Consider the following 12721-nt stretch of genomic DNA (forward strand, 5'->3'; position numbering starts at 1 on the left):
CGCTAGACCGGGCGCGGCGTCGTCGACCCCGATCGTCCGATCGTGACCGTATCGAGACCTTTCAGGCGGCCTGGACGAACGCCGTGATGGCGTTGGCGAGCGACTGGACCGCGATCGCGGAGAGCAGCAGACCGGCGATGCGGCTCACGAGCGTCGTGCCGGACTCGCCCAGCACGCGGTGGATCACGTTCGCGAACCGCATCGCGAGGTAGAGGCACACGCACACCGCGACGAGGCCCGCGGCGATCGACACCCAGTCGCGCAGCGGGCTGCCGTCGTCGTGCGCCTGCTGCACGAACACCATGGTCGCGACGATCGCGCCGGGGCCCGCGAGCAGCGGCGTGCCGAGCGGCACGAGCGCGACGTTGCCGCCCTTGCCCGACGCCGGCTCGGGCACCTCGAACGTGCCCGTGAGGAGCTGCATCGCCACGAGCAGCAGGAGCAGACCGCCCGCAGCCTGCAGTGCGGGCAGCGACACGTGCAGGTAGTTGAGCACCTGCTGGCCGAACACCGCGAACCCCACGATCACGCCGAACGCGACAAAGATCGCTGTTCGTGCGGCCGCGGCCCGCTGGCGCGACGTCATCGCTCCCGTGAGGCCGAGGAAGATCGGCACCTGCCCGGGCGGGTCCATGATGACGAACAGCGTCACGAAGACCTCGGTGAACAGCCGGACGTCGACGACCTCGGCGAGCCCGCTCACCGCACGACGTCCGTGAACCCGCGCGCCTCGATCTCCTCGAGCACGGCGCGGTCGGTCGTGTTCTCGCCGAGCCGGTTGGGCTTGCCCGCGCCGTGGTAGTCGCTCGACCCGGTCACGAACAGCCCCAGCGCACGGGCCGTGTCCCGCAGCCGGTCGCGCTGCTCGGGCGTGTGGTCGCGATGGTCCGCCTCGAGCCCCGCGAGACCCGCCTCGACCATCGCCTCGATGGTCGCGTCGTCGACGACCCGGCCGCGCACCGTCGCCCCCGGGTGCGCGAAGACCGGCACCCCGCCCGCCGCGACGACCGCGCGGACCGCCGCGACGGCGTCCGGCGCGTAGTGCGCGACGTAGTACGGGCTGCCCGCGCGCAGGATCGTCGCGAACGCCGCCGAGCGGTCGCTCACGTGCCCCGCGGCGACGAGCGCGTCCGCGATGTGCGGGCGCCCGATCGTCGTGCCCTCGACCGTCTGCGCGAGCAGGTCGTCCCACGTGATCGGGTAGTCCTGCGCGACGAGCTCGACCATGCGGCGGGCCCGCGAGCGCCGCGACTCGCGCGCCTGCGCGAGCTCGCCGAGCAGCACGGGGTGCGTCGGGTCCTGCAGGTAGCTCAGCACGTGCACGCTCACGCCGCCGGCACGGGCCGAGACCTCGGTGCCCCGCACGAGCGCGACGCCGACCCGCTGCGCGGCGCGCGCGGCCTCGTCCCACCCGGCGGTCGTGTCGTGGTCGGTCAGCGCGACCACGTCGAGCCCGGCCGCCGCGGCGTCGGCCACCACCGTCCCGGGCGCGTCGGTGCCGTCGGACGCGCTCGAGTGCGTGTGGAGGTCGATGTTCACCTCGCCAGGATAGTGACCGCCCCCGGCCGCGCGACGCATGATGGAGGATGGCCGCGCCCCCGGACGGGCTCCCGTCCGTCGTCCTCGTGCACGGGCTGCGCACGTCCCGCGCGATCTGGGCCGCACAGCTCGCGCACCTGGGTGCCGCGGGCGTGCGGGCGGTCGCGGTCGACCTGCCGGGCCACGGCGCCCGGTTCGACGAGCCCTACACCGCGGACGCCGCGCAGCAGGTCGTCGCGGACGCCGTCGCCGCCGTCCCCGGACCCGTGGTCCTGGTCGGGCTCTCCCTGGGCGGGTACACCGTGCTGCGGTACGCGGCCGAACGTCCCGCCCGGGTGGTCGCGGTGGTCGCCGCGGCGTGCACGGCCGAGCCGCGCGGGCGCCCCGTCGCCCTCTACCGGGACGCGGCGAGCGCGGTCGTGACCGGCTGGGAGGGCACGGCCCCGGCACGGCGGGCTGCCCGCGCCGTGCTGCGGCCACGACGCGGGCGGACGCCGGCCCCGGCGTCCGACCCCGACCTGGCCCGGCAGCCGGGCTGGGAGGTCGTCACGGCCGCGCTCAGCGGGCTCGCGGGACGTTCGTCGCTCGCGACGCTCGCCGCGGTGCGCGTGCCCGTGCGACTCGTCAACGGGGTGCGCGACCCGATGCGCGTCGACGAGCGCCGGCACCTGGCGGCGAACCCGCGGGCCCGTCTGACCGTGATCCCGGGCGCCGGGCACGACGTGAGCACCGACGCGCCCGCCGCGTTCGACGCGGAGCTCGACGACGTGATCGCGCAGGTGCTCGCCGAGGCGTCCTCGGCCACGGGTGCGAGACTGGACCCATGAGCACCGACGACATCGAGTCCACACCCCAGACCATCGAGTCGCGCAACGACAACCGTTCGGCCCGGCCCGCCTCCGACGCCTTCAAGGCGTTCGTGACGAGCGGCTGGGCCCCCCGCCGTGACCTCGGCGTGCAACGGCTGCCCGTCGCGGACTTCACCCCGGCCCGCCGCGAGCTCGTCGCGTCACGGTTCCCGGGCGCCCGCCTCGTCGTGCCCGCCGGCACGCTCAAGGTGCGCTCGAACGACTGCGACTACCGGTTCCGCCCGCACAGCGCGTTCGCGCACCTGACCGGGTTCGGCACCGACCAGGAGCCCGACGCGGTGCTCGTGCTGCACCCCGTCGAGCCCGGCACGGGCGACGGCGGCTCCGACCACCACGCCGTGCTGTACGTGCGCCCGCTCGCCGCGCGCGACACCGAGGAGTTCTACGCCGACGCCCGCTACGGCGAGTTCTGGGTCGGCGCGCGCCCCACGCTCGACGACGTCGCGACCGCGACCGGCATCGAGGCCCGCCACGTCGACGAGCTGCGCGACGCGCTCGCCAAGGACGTCGGCGAGGGCGGGGTGCACCTGCTCGTCGTCGAGAACGCCGACGAGGGCATCGAGGCGCTCGTCGAGGCGATCCGCGCCGAGGCCGGGCTCGACGCCGACGCGCTCGCGGAGCACGCGCAGGACGACGCCCTGACCGAGGCGGTCTCGGAGGTGCGCCTCGTCAAGGACGACCACGAGATCGAGCAGATGCGTCTCGCGGTCGACACCACGATCGACGGGTTCGCCGAGATCGTGCGCAACCTGCGCCGTGCCGTGGGCCACCGCCGCGGCGAGCGCGTCATCGAGACCACGTTCGACGCGCACGCGCGCCTCGAGGGCAACGCCGTGGGCTACGAGACGATCGCCGCCGCGGGCGACCACGCGACCACGCTGCACTACACGACGAACGACGGCGAGGTCCGCGAGGGCGAGCTCGTGCTCGTCGACGCGGGCGTCGAGGTCGACTCGCTCTACACCGCGGACGTGACCCGCACCCTGCCCGTGGACGGCGAGTTCACCGAGGTGCAGCGCCGCGTCTACCAGGCCGTGCTCGACGCCGCCGACGCCGCGTTCGCGGTCGCGCGGCCCGGGTCGCGGTTCCGCGACCTGCACGCCGCCGCGATGGAGGTGCTCGCGGCCCGGCTCGAGGAGTGGGGCCTGCTGCCCGTGCCCGCGGCCGAGTCGCTCACGCCCGAGGGGCAGCAGCACCGCCGCTGGATGGTGCACGGCACGAGCCACCACCTCGGCATGGACGTGCACGACTGCGCGCAGGCGCGACGCGAGATGTACATGGACGCGGTGCTCGAGCCGGGCATGGTGTTCACGATCGAGCCCGGCCTGTACTTCAAGTCGGACGACATGAACGTGCCCGAGGAGTACCGCGGCATCGGGGTGCGCATCGAGGACGACGTCCTCGTGACCGAGGACGGCAACGTCAACCTCTCGGGCGCGCTCCCCCGCCACCCCGACGAGCTCGTCGCGTGGATGGCGTCCGTGCGCGACTGACCCGACGAACGACGACGCCCTCCGCACCGGTCGGTGCGGAGGGCGTCGTCGTGCGCGAGCGGCCTCAGCCCTGGCGCGGGGCGTCGTCCTCGCGATCGGTGCCGCGGTCGGCCGACTCAGCCGTGGGCTCGGCGGACGTCGGCTCGGCCGGCGTCGGCTTCGTGGGCGCCGACTCCGTGGGCGTCGGCTCGGCCGCGGACGGCTCGGCCGGCGCCGGCTCGGCGGGCGGCGCCGCGGGCGGGTTCTGGAAGTCGGAGAGCATCGCGCCGTAGCGCGGGGCGCCGGACGGCGTCACGAACCTCGGGTCGGGCGTGCGCACCGGCGGGGTCGGGGCGGGCTGCTCGCCCGTCGGCGCCTGGGTCCCCTGCGCGGGCTGGCCCGGCGTCGGCCACACCGGCGGCTGACCCGGCGTGGGCTGCTGCGGCTGCTGGCCGTACGGCGGCTGGACCGGCGGCTGCTGGCCGTACGGCGGCTGGACCGGGGGCTGCCCCGACGGTGCCGGCGGCACGGGCTTGTGCGTGCCGGCGTCCCCGGTGGGCTCACCGGTCGGGGGCACGCCCGCGACGAAGCGCTCGAGGACCTGCCGGGCCTCGCCCGCCTTCTCGGGCGCGCACAGGATCGAGTACTCGCTCGCGACGATCTGGCTCGACGACGTGAAGTCGCGCTTGCGACCCGACATCGCGAAGCTCAGCACCCCGAACAGCATGCCGAACCCGGCGCCGAGCACGATCGCGGTGATGATGACGCCGCCGATCGCGCTGCCCGAGGTGCCGCCGAAGAGCGTGAGGAGCAGTCCCACGAAGAGGCCGAACCACGCCCCCGAGGCGAGGCCCGCGAGCGCCACGCGCCCGTAGCTCAGGCGCCCGATGACTCGCTCGACCATCTTGAGGTCGGAGCCGACGATCGTCACGTACTCGACCGCGAACCGGCTGTCGGCCATGTAGTCGACCGCCTTCTGCGCCTCGAGGTACGACGTGTAGGTGGCGATGACCTGACCCTCGGGGAGGGTCGGCACCTTGAGGACGGTGTTGGGGCGCGACATGCTCATGGCCGCATTCTCCCGCAGCACGCTGCGAGAAGCGAGAGGCGCACCGCCCGGGTGACGCGCGGCACGTGCGCGCCCGGGGCGCCCACCCGGCGAGCGAGCCGCGAGCAACTAGGCTGACGGGCGTGAGCGCCCCCACCAGAGCATTCGTCGCACGGCTCGCCGGCATGCCCGTGTTCGACCCGCTCGGCGACCAGGTCGGGCGGGTGCGGGACGTCGTCGTGCTGGTGCGCCCCAAGGGTGCGCCGCGCGCGGTCGGGCTCGTGGTCGAGGTGCCCGGCAAGCGCCGCGTGTTCCTGCCCCTGACGCGGGTGACCTCGATGGACGCGGGGCAGGTCATCATCACCGGGCTGCTCAACGTGCGCCGGTTCGAGCAGCGTGCGCTCGAGACGTTGGCGGTGAGCGAGCTCCTCGAGCGCGAGGTCACGCTCGTCGACGGGTCGGGCACGGCCACGGTCGTCGACCTCTCGATCGCGCAGCAGCGCTCCGGCGACTGGCTCGTCGACAAGCTGTTCGTGCGGCGCGGTCGCACGCACAAGGGTCCGATCGGCATCCGCCGACGTGGCGAGACGCAGATGGTCGACGTCGACGCCGTGACGGGCCTCGCCTCGACGTCGGGCGACCAGGGCGCCGCGATGCTGCTCGCCGCCTACGACGACCTCAAGGCCGCAGACCTCGCGGACGTGCTGCACGACCTCGGCGACACGCGCCGCCTCGAGGTCGCGGTCGCGCTCGACAACGAGCGCCTCGCGGACGTGCTGGAGGAGCTGCCCGAGGACGACCAGGTCTCGATCCTGTCGGGGCTCGACAACGACCGCGCCGCCGACGTGCTCGAGGCCATGCAGCCCGACGACGCGGCCGACCTGCTGCACGAGCTGCCGGACGCGCGCGCGGCCGAGCTGCTCGAGCGCATGGAGCCCGAGGACGCCCGCGACGTGCGACGTCTGCTCGCCTACGACGAGGACACCGCGGGCGGTCTGATGACCACCGAGCCCGTGATCCTGTCCCCCGAGACCCCGATCGCGGCGGCCCTCGCGCACATCCGTCGCAAGGACCTCCCCGCGGCGCTCGCGACCATGGTGTTCGTGACGCGCCCGCCGCTGGAGACGCCGACCGGCAAGTTCCTGGGCGTCGTGCACTTCCAGCGCCTGCTCCGCGAGCCCCCGCACGAGCCCGTCGGGTCCGTGATCGACACCGACGTCGAGGGTGTGCCCGAGTCCGCCTCGCTCGAGCGGGTCACGCGCGAGCTCGCGACCTACGACATGCTCTCGATCCCGGTGCTCGACAGCGAGCGCCGGCTTGTGGGGGCGGTGAGCGTCGACGACGTGCTCGACCACATGCTGCCCGACGACTGGCGCGAGACCGACGACGACGACGCCCGCCAGGGGGGTCGCCGTGGCTGACCGCATCGACCAGCCGAAGGAGCCCCGTCGCAGCCTGATCCCCCGGATCTCGTTCGGCGAGGACGCCGCAGGGACGATCTCGGAGTCCGTGGCCCGGTTCCTCGGGACGCCGCGGTTCATCTTCTACCTCACACTGTTCTGCATCGTGTGGATCGCGTGGAACTCCTGGGGGCCGTCCGACCTGCGGTTCGACTCCGCCTCGAACGGGTTCACGGCCCTGACGCTCATGCTCTCGCTCCAGGCGTCGTACGCCGCGCCCCTGATCCTGCTCGCGCAGAACCGGCAGACCGACCGCGACCGCGTGCAGGCCGAGCAGGACCGTCAGCGGGCCGAGCGGAACCTCGCCGACACCGAGTACCTGGCACGCGAGATGGCGGCCCTGCGCATCGCGCTCAACGAGGTCGCGACCCGCGACTTCGTGCGCGGCGAGCTGCGCAACCTCATGGAGGAGCTCGAGGAGCAGCGCGAGCTGGAGCAGCGCGAGTCAGCCCAGCGGGACTCGGCACGGCGTGAGCTCGAGCAGCGCGAGTCGGCACAGCGGGACTCTGCACAGCGGGACTCTGCACGGCAGGACTCTGCACGGCAGGAGTCTGCCCAGCGCGCGTCGGCCCGTGAGCTCGAGCAGCGCGAGGCCGTGCAGCGCGGGAACGGCGGGCGCGACCTGCCCGCGGTCGCCGACGGCGCCCCCGACCCGACCGCGTGACCGGGGGTCGAGCCCGCCCGGCGGCGTCCGGCACCTAGGATGGTCGGTATGGCTCCCGACATCTCCCTGGCCGACCTGGAAGCCCTGACCGAGCGCGTGCGCGAGGCGCTCGGCGGGGTCATCGACCCGGAGATCCGGCGGCCGATCACCGAGCTCGGCATGGTCGCGGCGGTCGGGCTCGAGGGCCGCCCGGAGGGCGGTGCCCTGGCGGTGGTGAGCGTCGACCTCACGGTCGCGGGCTGCCCCATGAAGCAGACGCTGGTACGGGACGTGACGGCGGCGGCGCTCTCGGTCGAGGGGGTCGAGGAGGCCGAGGTCGAGCTCGGGGTCATGAGCGCCGAGCAGCGCGAGGAGCTGCGCACCATGCTCCGCGGCGGGGTCGGCGAGCCCGTGATCCCGTTCGCCCAGCCGGACTCGCTGACCAAGGTCTACGCGGTCGCGTCGGGCAAGGGCGGCGTCGGCAAGTCGACGGTGACCGCGAACCTCGCGGTCGCGATGGCCGCGCAGGGCCTCAAGGTCGGCGTGGTCGACGCCGACATCTACGGCTTCTCGATCCCCCGCATGCTCGGGGTCGACCGGCAGCCCACGCGCGTCGACTCGATGCTGCTGCCCCCGATCGCGCACGAGGTCAAGGTCGTCTCGATCGGCATGTTCGTGCCCCCGGGGCAGCCCGTGGTGTGGCGCGGGCCGATGCTGCACCGCGCGCTCCAGCAGTTCCTCGCGGACGTGTTCTGGGGTGACCTCGACGTCCTGCTGCTCGACCTGCCGCCGGGCACGGGCGACATCGCGATCTCGGTCGCGCAGCTCCTGCCGGGCAGCGAGATCCTCGTCGTGACGACGCCGCAGGTCGCGGCCGCCGAGGTCGCCGAGCGCGCCGGTTCGATCGCCACGCAGACGAACCAGGGCGTGGTGGGCGTGCTCGAGAACATGTCGTGGCTCGAGCAGCCCGACGGCACGCGCCTCGAGCTGTTCGGCGCGGGCGGCGGCGAGCGCGTCGCGCAGAACCTCACCGCGGCGGTCGGCACCGACGTGCCGCTGCTCGCGCAGGTGCCGCTCGACGTCGCGCTGCGCGAGGCGGGCGACGCGGGGACCCCGGTCGTGTTGCGCGACCCGACGTCCCCGGCCGCGGTCGCGCTGTCGGACGCCGCAGCCCGGCTCGGGTCGCGGGCACGCGGCCTGGCGGGGCGGTCGTTGGGCATCTCGCCCGTCTGAGACGTCGGAGTCAGCGGTCCCGGCGGTCCACGTGGTCGAGCTCGGCCCACGGGCAGCCCGCACGCTCGGCGCGACACGCGCCCCGGCGGAGGGGACGATCGAAGGGCCGTCCGGCGCTGGGTGGCGTTCGTCTCCCGGAGCCGGTGGGCGGCACACGCCTGCACGACCCCGAGGAGGAGCGCATCATGACGACGTTCACCGTGTGGAAGTTCGAGGACGCGGACGGCGCGACAGGCGCCGAGTCGGCCCTCAAGGCCGCAGAGAGCGACCAGCTCGTCACCGTCGTCGACCACGCGGTCCTCACCTGGCCCGAGGGCGACGAGACCCCCACCCTGCACCACAAGCACGACGGGACGAAGCACGGAGCGGCGTGGGGGACGCTGTGGGGCGTCCTCGGCGGCGCGCTCTTCGCGATCCCCGTCGCCGGCGCGGCGATCGGGGCGGGCCTCGGGGCCTTGTCGAAGGCCTCCGAGGGGACGAGCCTGCGCGAGGAGGACTTCGCCCGGATCAAGGAGCAGATCACCCCGGGGACGTCCGCCCTGTTCATGGTCACCGAGGGTGCGGACTTCGAGCGGGTCGGTGAGCGGTGGCGGGGGCGTGACGCACGGCTGCTCAGCACGAACCTCACCGAGGCCGAGCGCGACGTCCTCTTGGAGACCTTCGGCAGCGCCTGACCGGGGTCACGGTCACCGAGGCTGCGTCCGCCCGGATGTTTGAACGTGTCACCTTCTGTTCAACATGTGCCATGATGTGCACATGCTCGCCACGCAGCGTCACGACCGCATCCTGACCGCCCTGCGCCTGCACGGCGCCGTCCGCATCGCCGAGCTCGCCGAGAGCCTCGACGTCTCGGACATGACGGTGCGGCGCGACATCACCGAGCTCGCCGAGCGCGGGGTGCTGCGCAAGGTCCACGGCGGCGCCGTCCTGCCCCGCACCGCGGCGCACGAGCCCGGGTTCGCCGCGAAGTCCGCCGAGTCCGTGCCCGAGAAGGTCGCGATCGCCCGCGCCGCGCTCGCGTACGTCGAGGCGGGCGCGGCGATCGCGCTCTCGGCGGGCACCACGACGACGGCCCTGGCCTCGGTCATCGCGGAGGACCCCGCGCTGCGACCGCTGACCGTGGTGACCAACTCCGTGAGCGCGGCCGAGGTGCTGCACGCGACCGGCGACCCGCGCCTCGAGACGATCCTCACCGGCGGCGTGCGCACGCCGTCCGACGCGCTCGTCGGCCCCGTCGCGGACCGCGCGCTCGCCTCTCTGCGCGTCGACGTCGCGTTCCTCGGCGCGCACGGCGTCGGCCTCGCCGCGGGCCTCACGACGCCCAACCTCGACGAGGGCGCGACCAACGCGATGCTCGTCGCGGCCGCGTCGCGCACCGTCGTGCTCGCCGACCACACCAAGTGGCAGGAGACCGGCCTCACCCGGTTCGCCGCGCTCGAGGACGTCGACGTCCTCGTCACGGACGACGGTCTGCCGCCGGACGACCAGGCCGCGGCCCGCGACGTCGTCGACGAGCTCGTCGTCGCCACGGTCGACCCGGTCGCCGAGGCCCGGGCATGAGCGCGGCCGGGGCCGCACGCCCCCGCGTGCGGGTCACCACGACCCACCTGGCCGACGGGCGCGAGCTCGTCTACTACGACGACTCCCCCGAGTACGTCGACGGCACGCGCACGCGCCGCCTCGACGACCCGCGGCCCCTGGGCGAGCGCTTCGCACCCGTGCCGACCGCGGACGGCGGGACGGCGCCGTTCGTCGGGCCCGAGATGCGGCGCGACCCGCTCACGGGCGACTGGGTACCCATGGCCTCGCACCGCATGAACCGCACGTTCCTGCCCGCCGCCGACGCGTGCCCGCTGTGCCCCGCGACGCCCGGGGGCGCGTACTCCGACGGGGAGATCCCCGACACCGCCTACGACGTCGCGGTCTTCGAGAACCGCTTCCCCTCGCTCCTGCGCGCCCCCGACACCGCGCCGGGCGACGCCGAGCGCGTCACACGACCCGGCGACGCGCTCGACGACGACCCGTACGCCGCGCTGCACGCCGCAGCCCCGGCCGCCGGCCGGTGCGAGGTCGTGTGCTTCTCGTCCGACCACACGACGTCGTTCGGCGACCTCCCGCCCGAGCGCGTGCGCACCATCATCGAGGCGTGGGCCGACCGCACGGCCGCCCTCGGGGCGACGCCCGGCATCTCCCAGGTCTTCTGCTTCGAGAACCGTGGCCGCGAGATCGGGGTGACCCTGCCGCACCCGCACGGGCAGATCTACGGCTACCCGTACCTGACGCCACGCACGCAACGCCTGCTCGAGCAGGCCCGGGCGTACGCCGAGCGCACGGGCGGCAACCTGCTGCGCGACGTCCTGCACTCCGAGCAGGCCGCGGGCGAGCGCCTCGTGCTCACGAGCGAGCACTGGACCGCGTACGTGCCCTACGCCGCCCGCTGGCCCGTCGAGGTGCACCTCGCACCGCACCGCGACGTCGGCTCGCTGCCCGAGCTCACCGACGCCGAGCGCGACGACCTCGCGGTCGTGTACCTCGAGCTGCTGCGCCGCGCCGACCGGTTCTTCGTCGCCGAGGACGGCACACCCATCCCCCTGCCGTACATCGCCGCGTGGCACCAGGCGCCCGTGACCCGCGCGGGACACGCCACGAGCCCCGACGGCGCACCCCTGGCCCGCCTGCACCTCGAGCTCTTCTCGGTGCTGCGCGCCCCCGGCAAGCTCAAGTACCTCGCCGGGTCCGAGTCCGGCATGGGCGCGTGGATCAGCGACACGACGCCCGAGCGCATCGCGGCCCGGTTCGCCGAGCTCGGCCCCCTGCACGTCGGCGCGCCCGCACCGCGCCCCGCCTGGACGCCCGCCGAGGGCGCCGCGCGCGTGCGCTCGCTGTTCGCGCGCACGTTCGGCCCGACCCCCGAGGAGGTCGGCGTGTGGTCGGCCCCCGGGCGCGTCAACGTCGTCGGGGAGCACACCGACTACAACGCGGGGCTGTGCCTGCCCGTCGCGCTCGAGCACCGCACGTTCGTCGCGCTGCGCCCGCGCGACGACGACCGCGTGCGCCTCGCCTCGGCCCAGGAGCCCGGGGTGCGCGAGCTCGACCTCGCCGACGTCGCCCCCGGCACCGTCGACGGCTGGCCCGCGTACGTCGCGGGCGTCGCGTGGGCGCTGCGCGAGGCCGGGCACCCGGTGCGCGGCTTCGACGCCGTGGTCGACTCGTGCGTGCCGTACGGCGCCGGCCTGTCGTCGTCGGCCGCGATCGAGTGCGCGTTCGCGGTCGCGCTCGACGACGTCGCCGGCCTGGGTCTCGCGGACGACGACGCCGGCCGGGCCACGCTCGCGGCGGCATGCGTGCGCGCCGAGAACGAGATCGCGGGCGCCCCCACGGGTGGCATGGACCAGTCCGCGTCCCTGCGCTGCACCGCCGGCCACGCCCTGCTGCTCGACTGCCGACCCGGCCTCTCCCCCGCCGACGCCGCGACCGGCGTGCCGTTCGACCTCGCCGCGGCCGGGCTCGCGCTGCTCGTGATCGACACGCGCGCCGAGCACCAGCTCGTCGACGGGCAGTACGCCGACCGTCGGCGCACGTGCGAGGAGGCCGCCGCCGCGCTCGGACTGCCGCACCTGCGCGCGCTCGCGGACGACGACCCCGGCGCCCTCGACGTCGCGCTCGACAAGCTCACCGACGACGTCGCACGGCGCCGCGTGCGCCACGTGGTCACCGAGATCGGCCGGGTCCGCGAGGTCGTCGCGCTCGTCGACGCCGGCCTGGCGCACGAGATCGGCCCGCTGCTCGACGCCTCGCACGCGTCGCTGCGCGACGACTACGAGGTCTCGTGCCGCGAGCTCGACCTCGCGGTCGAGGCCGCGCGCGACGCCGGTGCGCTCGGGGCACGCATGACGGGCGGCGGGTTCGGCGGCTCCGCGATCGCCCTCGTGCGCGCCGCGGACGCCTCGCGCGTGGGCGCGGCCGTCGTCGCCGCGTTCGCCGCGGCGGGGCTGACCGCTCCGGACCTGCTGCTCGCGACGCCGTCCGGCCCCGCGGGCCGCACCGCCTGATGGCCGGGCTGCACCACGTCGAGCTCTGGGTCGCCGACCCGGCGACCGCGCTCGGGCGCTGGGACTGGCTGCTCGACCGGCTCGGCTTCGAGCGCTCGCGCTCTTGGTCGGGCGGCGCGGCGTGGCGCGCGGGCGGCGCGGAAGTCGTGGTCACCGCGAGCCCGACCCTGAGCGCGCCCGAGCACGACCGCCGACGTCCCGGCGTCAACCACCTGGCGTTCCACGGGGGCACTGCCTCCGAGGTCGACGCGATCATGGCGACCGCCCCCGCGCACGGGTGGCGTCCGCTGTACGCCGAGCGGTACCCGCACGCCGGCGGCGAGGCCCACTACGCCGGCTGGCTCGAGGACGACGACGGGTTCAAGGTCGAGGTCGTCGCCGACGCGTGACCCGCCGGTGGGCGCC

General features: G+C 74.8%; 12 protein-coding genes and 1 pseudogene. 10 read left to right on the top strand and 3 right to left on the bottom strand.

Going from position 1 to position 12721, the window contains the following annotated elements:
• Window positions 1–61 precede the first annotated feature (61 nt).
• Both CLV28_RS01610 and CLV28_RS01615 read right to left on the bottom strand, forming a co-directional pair.
• Window positions 62–703, bottom strand: a complete 642-nt coding sequence (locus CLV28_RS01610; protein ID WP_275405093.1) for a MarC family protein — start codon at window positions 701–703, stop codon at window positions 62–64.
• Window positions 700–1539 (bottom strand): PHP domain-containing protein, encoded by an 840-nt coding sequence (locus CLV28_RS01615; protein ID WP_170062606.1) that lies wholly within the window; start codon window positions 1537–1539, stop codon window positions 700–702. The genes CLV28_RS01610 and CLV28_RS01615 overlap by 4 nt, the downstream gene beginning before the upstream one ends.
• Before the next feature lie 47 nt (window positions 1540–1586).
• Between CLV28_RS01615 and CLV28_RS01620 the strand changes: the two genes are divergently transcribed.
• Together CLV28_RS01620 and CLV28_RS01625 are read left to right on the top strand one after the other, a co-directional pair.
• On the top strand, window positions 1587–2366 hold the full coding sequence (locus CLV28_RS01620) for an alpha/beta fold hydrolase (RefSeq protein WP_100421550.1): 780 nt from the start codon (window positions 1587–1589) through the stop codon (window positions 2364–2366).
• Complete coding sequence (locus CLV28_RS01625) at window positions 2363–3901, top strand: aminopeptidase P family protein (protein WP_100421551.1); 1539 nt, start codon at window positions 2363–2365, stop codon at window positions 3899–3901. Before CLV28_RS01620 ends, CLV28_RS01625 begins: the two co-directional genes overlap by 4 nt.
• A 64-nt stretch (window positions 3902–3965) precedes the next feature.
• On the opposite strand, the gene CLV28_RS01630 is transcribed toward CLV28_RS01625, so the two are convergent.
• Window positions 3966–4949 (bottom strand): YflT domain-containing protein, encoded by a 984-nt coding sequence (locus tag CLV28_RS01630; RefSeq protein WP_157802444.1) that lies wholly within the window; start codon window positions 4947–4949, stop codon window positions 3966–3968.
• Window positions 4950–5071: 122 nt separating this feature from the next.
• On the opposite strand from CLV28_RS01630, the gene CLV28_RS01635 reads away from it, so the two are divergent.
• From CLV28_RS01635 to CLV28_RS01665, 8 genes and pseudogenes are all read left to right on the top strand, one after another.
• Complete coding sequence (locus CLV28_RS01635) at window positions 5072–6349, top strand: magnesium transporter MgtE N-terminal domain-containing protein (protein ID WP_342352778.1); 1278 nt, start codon at window positions 5072–5074, stop codon at window positions 6347–6349.
• Window positions 6342–7052: a DUF1003 domain-containing protein gene (locus CLV28_RS01640; protein WP_100421554.1), complete on the top strand. Its 711-nt coding sequence runs from the start codon at window positions 6342–6344 to the stop codon at window positions 7050–7052. The genes CLV28_RS01635 and CLV28_RS01640 overlap by 8 nt, the downstream gene beginning before the upstream one ends.
• Before the next feature lie 48 nt (window positions 7053–7100).
• A complete protein-coding gene (locus CLV28_RS01645; RefSeq protein ID WP_170062607.1) occupies window positions 7101–8264 on the top strand; it encodes an Mrp/NBP35 family ATP-binding protein in 1164 nt (387 codons plus the stop codon).
• A 185-nt stretch (window positions 8265–8449) separates the two neighbouring features.
• Window positions 8450–8938 (top strand): DUF1269 domain-containing protein, encoded by a 489-nt coding sequence (locus CLV28_RS01650; protein WP_100422326.1) that lies wholly within the window; start codon window positions 8450–8452, stop codon window positions 8936–8938.
• Between the two features lie 82 nt (window positions 8939–9020).
• Window positions 9021–9824, top strand: coding sequence for a DeoR/GlpR family DNA-binding transcription regulator (locus CLV28_RS01655; protein ID WP_203968323.1), 804 nt, complete (start codon window positions 9021–9023; stop codon window positions 9822–9824).
• A 203-nt stretch (window positions 9825–10027) separates the two neighbouring features.
• Window positions 10028–11071 (top strand): annotated as a pseudogene (gene galT / locus CLV28_RS15915) (galactose-1-phosphate uridylyltransferase); the annotation flags it as partial.
• A 6-nt stretch (window positions 11072–11077) separates the two neighbouring features.
• Window positions 11078–12316 carry a galactokinase gene (galK, locus tag CLV28_RS01660; RefSeq protein ID WP_239073389.1) on the top strand — a complete coding sequence of 413 codons (1239 nt, stop codon included), beginning with the start codon at window positions 11078–11080 and terminating at the stop codon, window positions 12314–12316.
• Window positions 12316–12705 carry a VOC family protein gene (locus CLV28_RS01665; protein WP_100421557.1) on the top strand — a complete coding sequence of 130 codons (390 nt, stop codon included), beginning with the start codon at window positions 12316–12318 and terminating at the stop codon, window positions 12703–12705. Before galK ends, CLV28_RS01665 begins: the two co-directional genes overlap by 1 nt.
• The last annotated feature ends 16 nt before the right edge of the window (window positions 12706–12721 follow it).

It is taken from the genome of Sediminihabitans luteus (assembly GCF_002797595.1).
In the GTDB taxonomy this organism is placed as follows: Bacteria; Actinomycetota; Actinomycetes; order Actinomycetales; family Cellulomonadaceae; genus Paraoerskovia; species Paraoerskovia lutea.